General features: G+C 35.4%; 17 protein-coding genes. 5 read left to right on the plus strand and 12 right to left on the minus strand.

Features of this window, described 5'->3' with window-relative positions; all coding sequences use genetic code 11:
- Positions 1-3 precede the first annotated feature (3 nt).
- Together NQ163_RS14715 and NQ163_RS14720 are read left to right on the plus strand one after the other, a co-directional pair.
- Complete coding sequence (locus NQ163_RS14715; RefSeq protein WP_268191078.1) at positions 4-1,920, plus strand: vWA domain-containing protein; 1,917 nt, start codon at positions 4-6, stop codon at positions 1,918-1,920.
- A gap of 51 nt (positions 1,921-1,971) precedes the next feature.
- Positions 1,972-2,589 (plus strand): DEAD/DEAH box helicase, encoded by a 618-nt coding sequence (locus NQ163_RS14720; RefSeq protein ID WP_268191079.1) that lies wholly within the window; start codon positions 1,972-1,974, stop codon positions 2,587-2,589.
- 52 nt (positions 2,590-2,641) lie between these two features.
- Here NQ163_RS14720 and NQ163_RS14725 read toward each other — a convergent pair whose 3' ends face one another.
- Positions 2,642-3,121 carry a Dps family protein gene (locus tag NQ163_RS14725; protein WP_268191080.1) on the minus strand — a complete coding sequence of 160 codons (480 nt, stop codon included), beginning with the start codon at positions 3,119-3,121 and terminating at the stop codon, positions 2,642-2,644.
- A gap of 276 nt (positions 3,122-3,397) precedes the next feature.
- On the opposite strand from NQ163_RS14725, the gene NQ163_RS14730 reads away from it, so the two are divergent.
- Positions 3,398-3,856: a hypothetical protein gene (locus NQ163_RS14730; RefSeq protein WP_268191081.1), complete on the plus strand. Its 459-nt coding sequence runs from the start codon at positions 3,398-3,400 to the stop codon at positions 3,854-3,856.
- A 216-nt stretch (positions 3,857-4,072) separates the two neighbouring features.
- On the opposite strand, the gene NQ163_RS14735 is transcribed toward NQ163_RS14730, so the two are convergent.
- The 8 genes from NQ163_RS14735 to NQ163_RS14770 all read right to left on the minus strand — a co-directional run bounded on the left by NQ163_RS14735 (position 4,073) and on the right by NQ163_RS14770 (position 13,432).
- Positions 4,073-5,461, minus strand: coding sequence for an aminopeptidase C (locus NQ163_RS14735; RefSeq protein ID WP_268191082.1), 1,389 nt, complete (start codon positions 5,459-5,461; stop codon positions 4,073-4,075).
- A 223-nt stretch (positions 5,462-5,684) separates the two neighbouring features.
- The gene (gene lpdA, locus NQ163_RS14740) at positions 5,685-7,079 is read right to left on the minus strand and encodes a dihydrolipoyl dehydrogenase (RefSeq protein ID WP_268191083.1); all 1,395 of its coding nucleotides are present in this window, start codon (positions 7,077-7,079) and stop codon (positions 5,685-5,687) included.
- Between the two features lie 95 nt (positions 7,080-7,174).
- Positions 7,175-8,023 carry a metal ABC transporter permease gene (locus tag NQ163_RS14745; protein ID WP_268191085.1) on the minus strand — a complete coding sequence of 283 codons (849 nt, stop codon included), beginning with the start codon at positions 8,021-8,023 and terminating at the stop codon, positions 7,175-7,177.
- Positions 8,024-8,027: 4 nt separating this feature from the next.
- A complete protein-coding gene (locus tag NQ163_RS14750) occupies positions 8,028-8,756 on the minus strand; it encodes a metal ABC transporter ATP-binding protein (RefSeq protein WP_268191086.1) in 729 nt (242 codons plus the stop codon).
- 14 nt (positions 8,757-8,770) lie between these two features.
- On the minus strand, positions 8,771-9,643 hold the full coding sequence (locus NQ163_RS14755; protein ID WP_268191087.1) for a metal ABC transporter solute-binding protein, Zn/Mn family: 873 nt from the start codon (positions 9,641-9,643) through the stop codon (positions 8,771-8,773).
- A gap of 210 nt (positions 9,644-9,853) precedes the next feature.
- Positions 9,854-10,948, minus strand: a complete 1,095-nt coding sequence (locus NQ163_RS14760; RefSeq protein ID WP_268191088.1) for a TlpA disulfide reductase family protein — start codon at positions 10,946-10,948, stop codon at positions 9,854-9,856.
- Positions 10,949-11,039: 91 nt separating this feature from the next.
- Entirely contained in the window at positions 11,040-12,170 is a 1,131-nt protein-coding gene (meaB, locus tag NQ163_RS14765; RefSeq protein ID WP_268191089.1) for a methylmalonyl Co-A mutase-associated GTPase MeaB, read from the minus strand.
- 164 nt (positions 12,171-12,334) lie between these two features.
- Positions 12,335-13,432 (minus strand): DUF1573 domain-containing protein, encoded by a 1,098-nt coding sequence (locus NQ163_RS14770; RefSeq protein ID WP_268191090.1) that lies wholly within the window; start codon positions 13,430-13,432, stop codon positions 12,335-12,337.
- A 308-nt stretch (positions 13,433-13,740) separates the two neighbouring features.
- On the opposite strand from NQ163_RS14770, the gene NQ163_RS14775 reads away from it, so the two are divergent.
- Together NQ163_RS14775 and NQ163_RS14780 are read left to right on the plus strand one after the other, a co-directional pair.
- Complete coding sequence (locus tag NQ163_RS14775; protein ID WP_268191091.1) at positions 13,741-14,922, plus strand: M20 metallopeptidase family protein; 1,182 nt, start codon at positions 13,741-13,743, stop codon at positions 14,920-14,922.
- A 189-nt stretch (positions 14,923-15,111) separates the two neighbouring features.
- Positions 15,112-15,282: a DUF362 domain-containing protein gene (locus NQ163_RS14780; protein WP_083464674.1), complete on the plus strand. Its 171-nt coding sequence runs from the start codon at positions 15,112-15,114 to the stop codon at positions 15,280-15,282.
- 62 nt (positions 15,283-15,344) lie between these two features.
- On the opposite strand, the gene NQ163_RS14785 is transcribed toward NQ163_RS14780, so the two are convergent.
- The 3 genes from NQ163_RS14785 to gldB are packed head-to-tail and all read right to left on the minus strand — an operon-like array spanning position 15,345 to position 17,698.
- On the minus strand, positions 15,345-15,893 hold the full coding sequence (locus NQ163_RS14785; RefSeq protein WP_268191092.1) for a 5-formyltetrahydrofolate cyclo-ligase: 549 nt from the start codon (positions 15,891-15,893) through the stop codon (positions 15,345-15,347).
- Between the two features lie 8 nt (positions 15,894-15,901).
- The gene (locus NQ163_RS14790; RefSeq protein ID WP_268191093.1) at positions 15,902-16,675 is read right to left on the minus strand and encodes a nitrilase-related carbon-nitrogen hydrolase; all 774 of its coding nucleotides are present in this window, start codon (positions 16,673-16,675) and stop codon (positions 15,902-15,904) included.
- A gap of 24 nt (positions 16,676-16,699) precedes the next feature.
- Entirely contained in the window at positions 16,700-17,698 is a 999-nt protein-coding gene (gldB, locus tag NQ163_RS14795) for a gliding motility lipoprotein GldB (RefSeq protein WP_268191095.1), read from the minus strand.
- Positions 17,699-18,016: the final 318 nt, after the last annotated feature.

Consider the following 18,016-nt stretch of genomic DNA (forward strand, 5'->3'; position numbering starts at 1 on the left):
TTTATGGAATTTATTCTCGCCTTGCATCCTAATGACAAAGACGAACAAAAATCATTAATAAACAGAATTATGAGAGCGATAACATTATTATTAGGATTGCTAGGAATACTAATTTCTACATCTCTTTCAGCAAAAACCATAAATGGTGTTGTTACAGATGAATCAAATCTTGCAATACCTGGAGTAAGTATTGTAATTAAAGGTACAACCAATGGAACTTCAACCAATATTGATGGAAAGTATACAATTGAAGTGAACAAAGGTGATATTTTAATTTATTCTTTTGTGGGTATGATAACTCAGGAAATTGAAATAAAAGATCAATCTGTTATAAATGTTATTATGCAAGCAGAACAAATTGGCGTTGATGAAGTAATTGTTGTTGGGTATGGAAAAAAGACAAAGAAAAGCTTCTCTGGCAGTGTGGCTGGTATTCGAATTCGAGGCAAAAGTTCAAGAAGAGGTAAAAGAAATGCAATGGCCTTCTGTAATTATGAAATGATGCCAGATATGAACTACAATACCGAAGGGTACTCGACAATCAATGAAAACAACTACAAAAATGCAGTGGAAACTCCTGTATCAACATTCTCTATTGATGTTGATGCTGCTTCTTATAGCAATGTTCGTAGGTTTTTAAGCAATGGAGAAAAACCTCCAATTGATGCCGTACGAATTGAGGAAATGATAAATTACTTCAATTACAATTACGAGCAACCAAATGGCGAACATCCTTTTGCCATTCATCACGAAATTGCTAAATGTCCGTGGAATAAGGAAAATCTTTTGTTACACATTGGACTGCAAGGAAAAAAAATTGAAACAGAAAACCTTCCAGCATCAAATCTGGTGTTTTTGCTAGATGTATCCGGATCGATGAATTCACAAAATAAACTGCCATTACTAAAGAAAGCTTTTAAACTCTTGGTTAATCAATTGCGCCCGGAAGATAAAGTTGCCATTGTAGTTTATGCCGGTAGTTCCGGTTTGGTTTTACCATCCACCAATGGAACCGAAAAAGAAGAAATCTTAAATGCTTTAAATAAATTAAATGCAGGAGGATCAACTGCGGGAGCCTCTGGTTTAAAATTAGCCTACAAAACTGCTCGTGAAAATTTTATCGATGGTGGAAACAACAGAATCATACTTGCTACCGATGGCGATTTTAATGTTGGAATTTCGAGTAATGCCGAAATGGAAAGACTAATCGAGAAAGAGCGCAATAATGGTGTATTCATTTCTGTATTGGGATTTGGCATGGGCAATTACAAAGACGATAAAATGGAAATTATTGCTGACAAAGGAAATGGCAATTACTCCTATATTGACAACATATTGGAAGCTAAAAAAGTTTTGGTAAACGAATTTGGAGGAACTCTTCACACCATTGCAAAAGATGTAAAAATTCAGATTGAGTTTAACCCGGCAATTGTAGAAGAGTACCGATTGATTGGATACGAAAACAGAATGTTGAACAAGGAAGATTTTGATGATGACAAGAAGGATGCTGGCGAACTTGGTTCGGGACACAATGTAACTGCACTTTACGAGATTAAACTGGCAAACAAGAAAAAGAAGGATCAGAATCTGAAATATCAGGATACAAAATTAAATGCCAAAGCTCTTTCTAAAGATGAAATTGCAAGTGTAAAATTCAGATACAAAAATCCCAAAGGAAGAAAAAGTATCTTAATTACCGAAGAAATTCCTATGAATGTATGCTCCGAACAGGATCTTTCGGAGAACTTCAAGTTCTCTGCCGCAGTTGCTGGTTTTGGCTTATTGCTTCGCGAATCGAAACACAAAGGAAAATGCAATTACAAAATGTTAATTGATTTGGCTCAAAATTCAAAAGGCCAAGACAAGGAAGGATACAGAAGTGAATTTATTCGATTGATGAAACTTGCCAAACATTTATAACAATGAGTATTATTTGTACATTTGCGGCTAAGAATTTTAAAGAAAAAAACGATGTTCCTGAAAAAATTAGATCAACACTTACTAGATGCATTAGAAGAATTTGGTTTTGAAACACCTACCAAAGTTCAAAAACAGAGTATTTCAAAAATAAAGAGTGGTGTTGATTTAATGATTCGTGGCGATGAAAAAAGCGGAAGGTCATCAACTATCGTTATCAGCGTAATTCAGCAACTAAAAAATGAATTTGAAGATGTTCCAAGAGCTTTAATTATAGTGTCGAGCAGAGAGAAATCGATCGAAATGAAAGAGCTTTTCCAGGAATTGGGACAAAATACTGATTTAAGAGTTTTTTGTGAAGGTGATGCTGGAAACCTGCACGATTTAAGAGATAAAATCTATGCTGGTTCGGATGTGGTAATTGCAACAGCCAAAAAATTGAATGAGCTGTATTCTTTTAGTGGAATTAATCTGAACAATTTAAAAATGTTCATTATTGATGATGGCGAACTAATTATGAGAGATCAGATTTTATCGGAAATCAACAGGTTAGCTCCCTACATTCCAAAATCGCAAAGAATTGTTTTCTGTGAAAGATTCACGGTTCAAATGGATAAATTTATGGATGAGAACATGAACTTTCCAACAATATTAGATATCAAAAGTGAATAAAATACAAAAGCCTCCAAGTTTTGGAGGCTTCCTTATTCCCAATAAATTAGAATTACTTTAAGTAAGCTTTTAACATCCAGTTAATTTTCTCCAAATACGAAATGTAAGCTGGTAATATATCCAAAGTTCCCTCATCATCATTCTCATTTGCTTCTGCAATTACACTTCTAACTTTTTCAATCAACACTTCGTGTGAATCAACAACTTCCTGAACCATTTCCTCTCCACTTGTATTAGAGTTTGCCTCCTGAATGGTTGAAATAGCTACATAATCAGAATAGTTGCCTAATGGGTGACCATCCAGGGTTAAGATACGCTCAGCAATTTCATCAACTTTGTCACTTGCATCGGTATACAACTCTTCAAATTTTGCATGCAATTCGAAGAAAGCACGTCCTCTTACATTCCAGTGAAAATTTCTTAGGTTTTGATAATACAACTGATAATTCGCCAATAAAATTTGCAATTGCTCTACTTCTCTTTCGTTTGCTGTTAACTCAACTTTTACTTGATTCTCTTTTAAATTTTTCATGATTCTTATTTTTTAATTATTGATTTGTCATTTTCTTTGATACAAATATCGATAACTGGAAATAAGAGAATCTTATAAGTCTATAAATTTAACTTATCGATTGCCATTTTATATTATGGCACCATGATTACAATAATGATGAATTCTATAAATATTTTTGCTTATCTGAACAAAAAATTTTGTTTAATTAACATGATTTTAAAAACTATTTTTTAGTTTAGAAGCTCTTTATTAAAACCTACTAATAATTATAAACCAGTAAATTATTTACCAAACATGAAAAAATTATTATTACTCTTCATTGTTGCCTGTGGGCTTTTTATCGATGCTAATGCTCAATCATACGAGTACAAAGTAATCACTACTGTAGAATCTATCGTTCCAATGGGTATCGGTCGTTCTAGAATTATCGAAGAAAAGTCTCCAATTGATGCTAACGCATTTACTACAGAAAGAACCGATGGTAAAAAAAGTAAGCAGAAAGATGTAAAAAGATCGGATGCCAAAGTAAGTTTGTTTGCAGAAACAAAACTATTGAACTTCTATAGTATTGCAGGTATCAATTTCCAAAACATTGCTTCTAACGATGCTTTGATCTCATCAAAAATCAATAGTTTGATTGAACAAGGTTATGAGTTGGCTTTCGTTACCAGTGGTGTAGAAAGTGATAGCGGTAAAGGCGATGGAAAAGGGATCTTTATTACTCGATTTATATTCAAGAAATTAAAGCAATAATTTCAAAGATATATCTACAGCTTAGCCTCGAACCATGTTCGGGGCTTTTCTTTTTGATCATCTTGCCAATTAATTAACAGGCTTTTTTTGAGAAAACAAGCTACTGAATCAATTCAGGTATTGCTATCCTATAATTCAAATTACGATATTCGATACAGAACAAAAAAAAAGATGCTTTCAATAAAAGCATCCTTTTCAAATATCTTACAGTAAGGCTTAGAACATATAATCCCAAACTGGCAATTGTACTGGTTTGCTTTCTGAAGCCTTTTTAGCTTTTTCGTCTAAATACTTCTTGTTGATTACAACACGGAACATGTAAGCATCGAACCATGCATCAGTGAAAGTAATGTAACCATTGTGACCAGAACCTGATCCCCATGAGTTTTCGAACTCCCATTTTACTGGCTTTTCGTTTGTATCAACATCAACACCAACTAAAGCCATAGCGTGTGAAGAACCTGACTGACGAGTTAGAATTCTAGCTTTTTTGTCCATATCGAACTCAACTCCCAACAAAGAAGCGTAGTCGTAAGTATTAACATCCATTACACCAGTCTTACGATTGTGTTGCTTGCCCACATCACATGATGCATACATTGCCTCGTTATTCTTGATAGAAGCCATTGCAAACTTCTTGATATCTTCATTTGGCAAGTTCAAGTAAGTCCAGTTAACACCTTCCGAAACATTTCTGTAATTCTTGATTTCATAAACTTTGTAGTACTCACGAGTAGGATCGTTCATGATCATTACCATTTCGATATCAGCATACCCAGGAGCAACCTCTTCTAAAAATTGCTGAGGAGTGTATGTTTTGCTTTCGCTGATATTTCCTTTCGAATCCTTAAATCTCCATTCGAAATTTACTGGCGGTTCACCTAAACCTAAAGCAAGCATTCTGTAAATTGACTTTAAAGATTCTACCTTAGCAGCTTCCAATTTCTTTGCGGATGCCTTTTCAGCAGCCAACATTCTTAGCTTGTAAGCTTCTCCTCTTAGCTTTTCATTCAATAGCTTACCGATTTCGCGAGTCTTATTACTCACTTTTGTTTCAGGCATCACCTCAGCAGGAACAACACCATATTTTTTAGCCACATTATAGAAAGAGTTCCACACTCCTCCGTCACCAACAGGAGACTTAAAGTAAGTTACCACTTCACGATCATCCATATCACGATCGGCAGTTGCAATAATATTTTCAAGAAACAAGTTCGATTTCTCAAACATATCCCAGAAATAGTTGTAGTTGTGTGAAAAATCGAATGCATTCAAATTGAATTTCTTCATCGCATTTGGACGAATGGTATTCATTGAAGTAAACATCCAACATCTTCCTGAACTTTCCTGATCGGTAATCCCTTTTACATCTACTCTGTATTTAAAGTAATGATCGGTTTTACCAAATTTTGATCTGTTCAAAGATAATTCTCTAATGCTTTCAGTATTAGTAATCGCGTTTTGGATTGCTTGTGTATTTGCATCTAACTTAAAGCTGGAACGAATCTCTTCAAGTGTTTTTGCATCTACAGATCCTGATTTCTGAGCTTGTGACACTCCTGTTAATGCCAAAAGCATTGCAGGAACCAATAATAACTTTCTCATCTGTACTGTTTGTTTTAGTAGGTTGTATAAATTGTCCACGCAAACTTAAAAATTTAATTAGGAAACAAGAACGTTATATAGCAGTTAAGTCATCTAAAGTTCATTTTTTTCAAATTAATAAACCCGAGGCAAAACCTCGGGCTAATTCTATATTCCCTTTTCAGGGATATTATCTTCTAAACTTCTAACTCCTATTTGGAGCTTAAAGCTTGTGTCTTTATGCTTAGATATGAATCACCTCATCGTAAGCAGCAGCTGCAGCTTCCATCACCGCCTCCGACATGGTTGGGTGAGGATGAATTGCTTTGATCAATTCGTGACCTGTAGTCTCTAATTTACGAGCAACGATCAACTCAGCAATCATTTCTGTTACGTTAGCTCCAACCATGTGAGCACCTAGTAACTCGCCATATTTTGCATCAAATACCAATTTCACGAAACCTTCGTTAGCACCTGCAGCACTTGCCTTACCTGAAGCTGAGAATGGGAATTTACCAATCTTCACTTCATGGCCAGCATCTTTTGCAGCTTGCTCGGTCATACCCATCGAAGCTACTTCAGGCACGGTGTAAGTACATCCGGGAATGGTAGTATAATCGATAGGTTCAACCTTCATACCTGCAATTTTCTCAACACAAGTAATCCCTTCAGCCGAAGCAACGTGTGCCAAAGCAGGACCTTTCACGATATCACCAATTGCATAAACACCTTCAACATTTGTGCGGTAGTAATCATCTACAATTACACGTCCGTTTTCAGTTTCTACACCTACTTCTTCAAGACCAATACCTTCAGTATTTGGAGCAATACCTACAGCCGAAAGAACGATTTCACACTCGTGTACTTCCATCTCACCTTTCTTGTTCTTGATATTTACTTTAAGGTTTCCTTCTTCACCTTCTACCGATTCTACAGTAGACTTGGTCATCACCTTAATCTTGTTCTTCTTGAAAGAACGGCCCATTTGCTTCGATACTTCTTCATCTTCAATAGGAAGGATATTTGGCATGAACTCTACCAAAGTTACCTTAGTACCCATCGTTGAATAGAAGTAAGCAAACTCAGATCCGATTGCACCAGACCCAACTACAATCATCGACTTAGGCAATTTCTCAAGAGTTAATGCCTTTCTGTAACCAATGATTCTTTTTCCATCTTGTGGAAGGTTTGGCAACTCACGAGAACGAGCCCCTGTAGCCAAAATAATATGCTTTGCTTCGTAAGTAGATTTGGTTCCATCCTCAGCTGAAACTTCAACCTGCTTGTTACCAACCAGCTTACCGAAACCATTAAGAACTTCAATTTTATTCTTTTTGAAAAGATACTGAATACCACCGCTCATCTTTTCAGCCACACCGCGACTACGAGCAACAACTTTTTCAAAATCAGCTTTTACATCTCCATCAACAGACAAACCATAATCGCCTGCATGTTTCATATATTCGAATACTTGCGCTGATTTTAACAAAGATTTGGTAGGGATACAACCCCAGTTCAAACAAATACCACCTAATTCAGCACGTTCTACAACTGCTACTTTCATTCCCAATTGCGAAGCACGAATGGCAGCTACGTATCCACCAGGACCACTTCCTACTACTATTAAATCGTAACTCATTTTTATTTTGTTGTTTATGTTAGTACAAATTTCGCTCTGCTAATTTAATACAGATACTTTATATATTAATTCATTGATAGAAAAATTCTTCTATCCTATTTTGCTTCTTTAATTCCTTCTCTTCTTCTAATGGCCTTTAGTGATAATTGCACCAACTTGGCAATCACAAACAGCATTACAAAAGAGAATATAATGGTTGCTCCCGAAGGTGCATTAATTTCATACGACACCAGCAAACCAATGAAAGAACCTAATAAACCAAAACCAATTGAACCAAAAATCATTCTTTTAAAATCCTTGGTAAACATGTTGGCAATGGTTTGTGGTATGGTTAAAAACGAAATCACGAGTATGATTCCCACCACACGAATGTTCAACACAATTGCCAAAGCAACTAGCGCAATCATCAGGTAACTGATAAACTGAACGGGAATACGCTGTGTTTTAGCAAATTCTTCATCAAAGGCTACATACAATATTGGTTTCAAAAACATTGCAAAAACAAGAATGGTTAAAATGCTTAAGCCTAACAGAAGAAACAAATCTAAACTACTAACAGTAAGTATATTCCCAAACAAAAAGCTCATTAAATTGGGTGCATATCCAGGAGTCATGTAAATAAAAATAATACCCAATGCCATTCCCAATGCCCACAATATCCCTATAACAGAGTCTTGTCTTACATCTGTTTTTTTCGATAACCATTCAATCCCAAAAGCAGATAGAACACCAAATAATGCAGCTCCCAAAATTGGGTTCAATCCCATATACCAGGCAATTCCTATGCCTCCAAAAGACGCGTGGGTAATTCCACCACTAATAAATACAATGCGACGTGCAACGATGTATGAGCCAATAATTCCGCAAGTAATGCTAGCCATTATTGCAGCAAATACTGCATTGTTAAAAAATTGATATTGAAACAATTCAAATATAGAGTTCATATTACTAATGATGCTTTAGTACGCGATGTGGAACTTCTCCGTGAGTGATTAAATCGATAGGACAATTGTATGCTTTTAACTGCTCTTGCGATATGATATTGGAATCGTGGTAACACAATGTTTGATTTACACAAGCAATGGTTTTTACGTGCGAACAAATGGTTCCAACATCGTGAGATACAATTACTATTGCAATGTGATCATTCAATTGATCCAAAATATCATACAATTCTCCTTCAAAATTACTGTCGACATAAGTATCTGGTTCATCTAAAATCAAGAGTTGTGGATCAGAAATAATTGCTCTGCATAAAAATACTCTTTGCAACTGTCCTCCCGAAAGCTCGCCAATGTTCTTATTTTTCAAATGAAGAATGCCCATTTGATTCATCAATTCATTCGCACGTGTTCGATTCTCCGGACTATATCTTCCAAATAATTTCTTCACGCCCATCAAACCAGATAAAACCACATCCTGAACAGAAATCGGAAATTTTTTATCAATTTGATTGATTTGGGGCAAATAGCCAATCGAGCTTCCATTCACGTGGATTTCTCCACTTATCGGTTTCAAAATACCGAGAATCACTTTCAATAAGGTCGTTTTGCCACCACCATTTGGCCCAATGATTCCAACAAAATCATTTTGATTCACTACCAGGTCGACATCTTTCAATACCAACTTGTCATCGTAGGCTGCGTTTATGGATTTCAGCTCCAGAAGTTTGTTCATCTTAGTTTTTGAGTTTAAGCCTCGCCTTTTAAGTGATTGATAATGCTTTTCATTTCAGCCATCCAATCTTCATTCAAAGGATCAATTTGAATTACCTCGGCCTTAATCTCCTTTGCAATAGCCTCAGCATTTTCTTTATTAAATTGCTTTTGAATGAAAACAACCTTAATATCATGTTTTTCAGCCTCACCAATTAAATGCTGCATATGAGCTGGTGATGGTTCCTTACCATGTAATTCAATTGGAATCTGGTTCAAGCCATAATCACGCGCCAAGTAAGTCAATGCCGGGTGGAAAATCATAAATGATTTGTGCTCTGCTTCTGCAAAAACTTCTGCTGACTTTTGATCCAACATTTCCAGCTCGGCTAAAAAAGCATCTAAATTTTTCTTGTAGGTTTCCTTTTTCTCAGGAGCCAATTCTACCAAGCCATTGTATAGGTTATTGGCAATTTGAATAACGGCTTTTGGAGAAGACCAGGTATGCGGATCAATACCTCCTTCATGAAAATGGTCGCCATGCTGAACTTCTGGTCCACGCACCAACTCAATTCCTTTCGAAAGGTTATATACTTTAATATCTCCTGCTGCTTCAATCATGTTATTCATCCAAGTATTTTCGAAAGGGATATGACCAATTTTAAAGTAGGCAACCGACTTTGCAACCTGTTCCATTTGCATTGGAGTTGGTTCATAAGTTGCCGGACTGCCTCCAGGAGGAATCAAAATATTTATCTGAAAGTCATTTCCAGCAATTCGTTCTACAAAATATTTTTGAGGTAGAATACTTACCGAAATCTGGTTCTCTACTTTTTTAGCTTGCTTTGGTTGACAAGAATATATTCCGAACATTAATACGGAAATAAGAAGAATATTAACAAATCTCATTTGCTTATTGATTTATTTTATTTAGATCTGATTTAAATAACAAAAGTAAATATTTTTTCGAATCAACAATTGAAATCCTCCTTAAAAATGACTTAAAGCACAGCTGTTTTATTGCATGATTCAGAATAATGAATTTAGTCAAATTCCTATTACAAACAAAAAGCCCGACAGAAAGAATCTGTCGGGCTAATCTTAATATCTTAAAATATACTATTGAAGCAATTTTTCAATTTCTACTTTCAATTCAGCACTTCTTAAGTTTTTAGCTACAATTACACCATTTTGGTCAACAAGAACTGTTGCAGGAATTCCACTAATTCCATACATTTTACCAGCTTTTGAGTTCCAACCTTGAAGATCAGATACATGTTTCCAAACCAAACCGTCATCATCAATAGCTTTCAACCATTTTTCTTTATTTTCATCTAAAGAAACTCCTAAGAATTCCACTCCTCTTTCGTTAACTTCCTTATACAGCTCAACCATATGTGGATTTTCTCTTCTACAAGGACCACACCATGATGCCCAAAAGTCAATAACAACTACTTTTCCTTTCAATGAAGAAAGGCTAAAAGGAGTTTCTTCAGGAGTATTCAAAGTAAAATCAGGAGCAGTTTTACCGACAGCTACACTATTTAACAAGTCAATTTTATCTTTAATTTTAACACCATAAATAGAAGCTTTTACATTTTCAGGCATCGCATTGTACATTTCTTCCATCTTAGCAAGCTCCATTCCACCTGTCATTCTGTATTTAATAAAACCAGAAACAACAGAAGTTGAATTGTTTTTTAAGAATTCATCGGTTACTGCTTCTACTTCTTCTTGCATTTTCATTGCAACGTCGCGAATAGAATCCATTTTCACCTGGTCTTGAGCATTTCTGGCTGCCATATACTCTTTACGCAGGGTCATGTTTTTTTCATTAAAAACTTTTTGTGATTCTTTGTATGCTGCATACACATCTTGCTCTGCAGAACCTACCACATTAGCTTCTGATAATTTCTCAACATCAGCACTAATTTCAATATTAGAGTTTTCTACAAAAAATTGAATTGCTTCTTTTTTATCATCCAATTGAATAAAATATCTCTGAGGAGAGGCTACAGTTCCAACAAATTCAAAAACGCCTTCCTTTAATTCTGCCGAATCAATTTTTACCAATTCATTATCCTGAACTTTTGAAAGATATACTTTACCTTCTGTCTGTCCTGATATATTTCCTGTTAGCTTAAATTGTTCACCTTGATTACAAGAGGTAAAAAATAAACCAATCGCTGATATGGCGATAAATAACTTTTTCATGTGTACGGTATTTTGTGTGTTAATAATTATGAATTCCTAAATCTACCAAAATAAACGCGTAATCGAAATCATTTTCGACATACATATCGATTTACTCTTTATTCTTGATATCCTGAAAGTAGGCATCCAATAATTTAAATGCAGCAACAAAAGAGCTCATCTCATCATTTAACACTTTATTTTCAAATTCAGGAATCTGTTCTTTTATCAACTGTTTTTGGTAAAAACCATCTTTTAATTGCTCATTAATGGTTTCATACATCCAGTATTTGGCTTGCTCACTTCTTCTTTGCTCAAAATAGCCGTTTTGCTGTGTATGACTACAATAATCCATAATGGCATCCCAAATGTTATCAATACCTGTTTTTTCGATTGCTGAACAGGTTAAAACTTTTGGTGTCCATCCTGAAGGCGATTTTGGGAACAAGTGAAGCGCATTCTCGAATTGTACTCTTGCCAATTGTGCCTTGTGCACATTGTTTCCATCAGCTTTGTTAATGGAAATTAAATCCGCCATTTCCATAATGCCTCGCTTGATTCCTTGCAATTCATCTCCGGCACCTGCAATCTTAATCAGCAGGAAGAAATCTACCATAGAGTGCACTGCAGTTTCCGATTGTCCAACACCAACTGTTTCAATAAGAATGGTATCAAAACCAGCAGCCTCGCATAAAATTAAACTTTCACGGGTTTTACGAGCAACACCCCCCAAGGACCCTGCCGATGGAGAAGGACGAATGTAAGCATTTTGATCCACAGAAAGCTCTTCCATTCTGGTCTTATCTCCCAGGATACTACCTTTACTTCTTTCACTACTTGGGTCGATAGCCAATACAGCCAACTTGTGTCCATGACCAGTTACATGCTTCCCGAAGGCTTCGATAAAAGTACTCTTTCCTGCACCTGGAACACCAGTAATTCCAATTCGAACCGATTTTCCTGAATAAGGCAAACACTTTTCAATAATTTCCTGGGCAATTTTCTGATGTTCAAATTTAGAACTCTCAATTAATGTAATTGCCTGGCTCAATATCCCTCTATCGCCATCTAAAATTCCTTTTACAAAATCGTCAACAGAATATTTTTTGCGCTTGTTTTTCTTTAAACGCTCAGCTATTCGAGGATTGATTGAAGGTGGTTGACTTATTCCTGAATTTACTTGTAAACCCTTATATGATGGATCATTCTCAATATGATCCTGTTTTTTATTTTTATCTGACATGACTCATTGATCTAATTGTTATGTATGCGAAGTTATAAATTTAGTAACTAAGCTGTCTGCAAACATCAAGAAAAGTGCATATGTTTGTTAGCAACTCTTAAAAATAGCACATAAAAAAAGCCTTCCAGAAACTGAAAGGCCAATATTTCATGTAATATTTTTTCTTAGCTCTTAGGCATAATAACATTACCTCTCACTCTTAATTGAACTGCCGAATGAACAGGGTCATTCGTAATTACAGTAATCAATTTATTTTGACGACCTCTTTTTCCTCTTGAATTAAAGACAACTTTAATTTCTGTTTCCTCACCTGCTTTAATAATTTTTGCCTGAGGTGCAATGGCAGTGCAACCACACGAAGCTTTTGTTTTACGGATAATTAGGTCAGAGGCACCATTATTTTTCATGGTAAAAACATGCTCAGCATTCTGTCCTTGAGTTAGTTCTCCAAAATCAAATACCCTTTCAGCAAACTCAACCTTAGGAGCATCCTTCTTTTCTGCTTCCGTCAATCTTTCAAAATCTTCTACAATATTAGCACTTACAATAATTCGTTGACCAGGCTTGTGCTTTTGATTCACAATTAAATCCATATAATCTGTAACGAACCCCCAGTCATTTTTCTTTGCTCCATCGTATAAGGCAACAATTTTACCTTTTTGCTTAGGAGCCAATTTTTCAGGAACCATTTTTAACTGTAGATGTCCAGGCATTCTTTTAAAAGCAATACTAATATCTTCGTTACTATCATTGTATACCTCTAACGCGCCCTCTTTAATTTCTGTGTTTTTAACTTTAGTTAGCGATAAATGATTATTCTTTAATCGCAAACCTTCCATTAATCTCGGGTAAAGATCAGCTACAGTTTTAACCCTGGGTGTTACCTTCCCTTTAATTCTTAGTATGGTAATTGAAGGATTCGTATTCGCAGTTATCGTAATAGATTTGTTAAAGGGCCCTGGACGGTTTTTAGGATCAAAAGTAGCCTTAATAAAACCTTTTTGTCCCGGAGCAACTGGTTTCCTGGTCCAATCAGGAGAAGTGCAACCGCAAGAAGAACGAACTTGATTGATAATAATAGGCTGTTTTCCTTCATTTACAAATTCAAAAGAGTAAACTTGTTTCCCCAACTCTTCTTTAAAAGTTCCAAAATCGTGTGTTTTAGAAGCGAATTTCATTACCGGCTTCGTATTTTGTGCATTAGCAAACGATGCACATCCACAAAAAACTACTGCCAACAAGAAAATTATTTTTCTATTCATAACTTACTAATATTTTTTATCAACTTTTGTTTAATACGATAAAGTCTCTAAAGGGTTTATTTTTTTTCTAAAAAATTCAGAAATCATACAAAATTAAACATTTTTAATCGATTACCATACGAAATATAGTTAAATACTTGTTAAGCACATTTTACTCACTTGAGCGCAATAAGCAACTCAATAACCATACCAATTGCCGTAATATTTAAAACGAATTACAAAGTATTATTAGCTTTGTATAAAAGTAATAAGCTGAGCTCAATTAAAATGTTTATTTTCGAAATAAAATACATTCATTAACCACAACTATGACCAATTTAAAAAATCAGATACAGGAATTTGCACAATCAATCGAAGATGAGATTATAGACATTCGTGCTTATTTGCATCAAAATCCCGAATTATCGTTCGAAGAATTTAAAACTTCAGAATACATACAGGCAAAGCTTGATGAATATGGAATTTCATATACCAATGGATTTGTAAAAACAGGTATTGTTGGAAAGATTGAAGGAAAAAATCCATCGAAAAAGGTAATTGCATTACGTTCTGATATGGATGCCTTGCCAATTCGTGAAAATCCTGAAAATAAATATTGTTCCAAAAACAATGGAGTGATGCATGCCTGTGGACATGACATGCACATGGCAAGTTTGTTGGGTGCTGCAAAAATCTTAAGCCAGTTTAAATCTGAATGGGAAGGCACAATCCTTTTGATTTTTCAACCTGGGGAAGAATTATTACCGGGCGGAGCCAGACTAATGATGGAGGAAGGAGCTTTACAACCCGAACCTGAGTGGATTCTGGGAGCCCACGTTTTGCCGGATATGCCTGCAGGAACCATAGGATTCAGATCTGGAATGTACATGGCATCGGGTGATGAAATTTACCTGACAGTAAAAGGCAAAGGAGGACATGCAGCCATGCCTCATCGCTGTACCGACAATGTATTAATTGCCTCACATATTATTGTAGCTCTTCAACAAATTGTTAGCAGACATTGCGATGCAAGAATTCCAACGGTCCTTTCATTTGGTAAAATTGAAGCAAATGGAGCTACGAATATCATTCCTGAAGAAGTAAAAATTGCAGGAACATTCAGAACCATGAATGAAGAGTGGCGAAGCAAAGCCAAACAGTTAATTACTGATATTGCACAATGCACCGCAAAAGGAATGGGAGCTGAATGTAAAGTTGATATCAAACACGGTTATCCATTTTTGGTGAACCACGAAAAGTACACCGATCAGGCAAAAGCTGATGCCATTTCACTAATTGGAGAAGATAGAGTTGTTAATATGGATATTAGAATGACTACTGAAGATTTTGGTTTTTATTCTCAAAAGTATCCGGTTACTTTTTATCGATTTGGCGTTAAGTCTGATAAGGAAGGATCATTGCATACTCCAAATTTTGAAGCAAACGAAAAGGCCTTACAAACCTCGATGATCGTAATGGCTTGGATGGCAATATCCTATTTGAACAAATAGCTTATTTTTTTGATTTAATTGTAAAAATAAAAGACCCAATCATCTTTAATACTGTAAATTAGATTTGATATTTTGTTATTGTTCATTATTTAATCTGTTTCAAAATAAAGCAATTCCTGAAAAAATTGTTTCTCCATTAAAAATATGATATTACATTTGCATTAGTATTAACACTAAAATTAAAATAAAATGGCTTACGTAATTAACGACGACTGTATTTCATGCGGTTCTTGTGAAGGAGAATGTCCTGTTGAAGCTATCTCTATGGGTGATGAGCGCTATGTAATCGACGCAGATCTTTGTACTGATTGTGGTACTTGTGTTGACGCTTGTCCAGTAGAAGCTATTCACGCTGAATAATCGCAGAATAACCGATATTTAAAAAGCCAGTGATCAGATCACTGGCTTTTTTTATTTCTAAATCAATATACGATACAATTCATTTTTATATCATGCTCATCAATTGGAACATGGTCCAAAACTTGAAAATCGAAACAAATTCCAACCTTAAAGGCACTAATCGATTGAAGAAGACGATCGTAATATGCTTTTCCTCTTCCCATTCTGTTATTCTCCTTATCGAAAGCAACACCTGGAATCAAAATTAAATCAATCTCATCTTCATCCATAAACACCGGACCTTCGGGTTCTGGAATTCCATAATTCTCTCCTTCCACCAAATGTTCAACTCCTTTAAAAACTTTTAAATCCAAAGTTTGTCCTTTTACACAAGGTAAAATCACTTTCTTCATTGTGGCCCATTTACAAACAAAATCGTGCGAAAATACTTCATCACTCATCGACCAATAAAGCATTACTGTTTTTGCCTCCTTAAATTCTGGTAATTCCTCAATTTTATCGAGAATGGGAACCGACATTTCCTTACGCTGTTGTAAAGAATAATCCTGCTTCATCAGTTTTATCTCTTTCCTGATTTTTCTTTTTTGATCGTCAATGTTTGTTGTATTCATATGTTTGATTATTCGTATTTATCTATTCGCCTATCTTTAAAGGCATCATTTAATGGGGTTATCATCTTATCGTTGCTCTGTTTTGGATCAAATTCAACCATAAGAATTTCTTCCTTTTCGCCTGCCTTGGCCAATACCTCTCCTTTTGTGCCTGTAATAATCGATTGTCCTGTAAAGGTAAGCTCTTTCTCTGTTCCAATTCTATTTGCTGTAGCGATAAACACTCTATTTACCAACGAGTAAGAAGGAATTACCGACTGTGCATATGGCAAAACCAAGTTTGATGGATGAAGAATCAATTCAGCTCCTTGCAAGGCCAATTTTCTCCACGCTTCAGGAAACATCCAGTCGAAACACACCAGCATTCCCAATTTAATTCCCTTGTGCTCGATTACCGATAAATCTATATTTCCTGCTTCAAAGATATTTTTCTCATTCATAAAAAGGTGCAACTTTCTGTAAACAGATTTCACTCCGGTTTCATCAACTAATACTGAGGAATTATAGAGTTTTCCCCCCTCTTTTTCAGAAAAACCTGTTGCCACAGAAAATTGATACTTTCTGCAGGCATCCATTAAAAATGCAAGAAAAACACTCTCGTTAATTGTTTCAGATAAATGAAGCGCCTGTTCTTTGGAATCAAAATTATACCCGGTATTCGCCAATTCTGGTAAAACGACTAAATCCGCTTCTTTTGCCTTTTTCAGCAGCGATTTCAACTTCTCGATGGTTTGAAGCAAATCCCCAAACTTAGGTTCAAATTGAACGATTGCAAGTTTCATATTAAATAAGGTAAGTTCTTTTTATTATGGCTGATAAGATGAGTTACGCAAAATCATTCCATAGTCATTTTCCTTCATCAAATCACTTAAAGTATATTCCTTGTTCTTTTCCATAAACTCTTTTACAATTTGCAAACCCACCCAAATTCCTGTTCTCGAAGGAGAATCTTGTGGCATACCTGGTGTAAAAGGACCATCGTTGATATACTTTATAATGGTACGGTATTCTGTAGTAAACAAGTGTTTCTGCTCTATGATATATCCCCAAATCAGATCCTCACTTTCTTTGCACCAATCGAGTTGTTCTTGCGTATATTTCATAGCATCTGCTTCCGATTTTTCCGGCATCAACTGCATCAAAAAATATCTAATCTTTCCTTGATAGATCATATTGCTGATTAGATCATCTGTCTTGGGTGTAAAAGGAAATTCCGTTAATCCATAAGCCAGAATCACATCTTGGGAAACACGTTCGGGAATCATATTCTTCCTGGCATATATTGGAGTAGCCAACAAAGAATAAAACTCACAATCTTCGCCAAGATATTTATCCAAACTGATCCCAATTAAATCTTCGGCTACCACTACCGACTGATTAAATCCTGAAATCTGCGCATAAACATCCGGTATATTTCTTTCAGGGAAATGGTATTTTAAATATTTAAATGCCTGTTCCAACTCCTTCTCATCTTTCGAAAGATCTGGAAATACTTCAGCCACTTTATGGGTGACTACATTCATTGTTGAATCTTCCAGAAATTTGTTCAGGTAATCCATATAGTTTGGATCATCAGGATTTCCCAAACCAACTACCTTGTAACTAAACAGAGGAAGAAAATCGGAATATTTGGTTTTAAACTGGGTAAAATCTTGCGTTTCCTTTAATACAAACAAGTCTTTGTCGAATCTTTTAATCTTAAGATCTACAGAAATATGTGATACATTAGGCGTTTTTTTCGAATTACAAGAGAATAAAATCATCATACACAGTAATAGTGTTGAAATTCTTTGTAGATGTTGCATATATTTTATCAGTTTAAGGATTTTGTAAGCAATTTATTATGATTCAACATGAAATACAATAAGTAATTAATCAATTACCAAATAAAAATCATCCGGTTATCGCCTAGATTTAATTTGTTCAAGCCACAGGGCTCTTACTTTTTGCATCGATCAAAAAGTAAGCAAAATCCCGATAGCTATCGGGACTAGGGCGTGTAATCCCAAACTACTTCTACTTAAAAACTTTAAGTGCGGCGGGGTGATCTTCTCTCCCGATTATGAATTTTGTTGCATTTGGCTCCCAAATGCTTACAAATTCTATTTCGGGACGAAGCTTCC

It is taken from the genome of Marinifilum sp. D737 (assembly GCF_026672275.1).
Taxonomy (GTDB): Bacteria; Bacteroidota; Bacteroidia; order Bacteroidales; family Marinifilaceae; genus Marinifilum.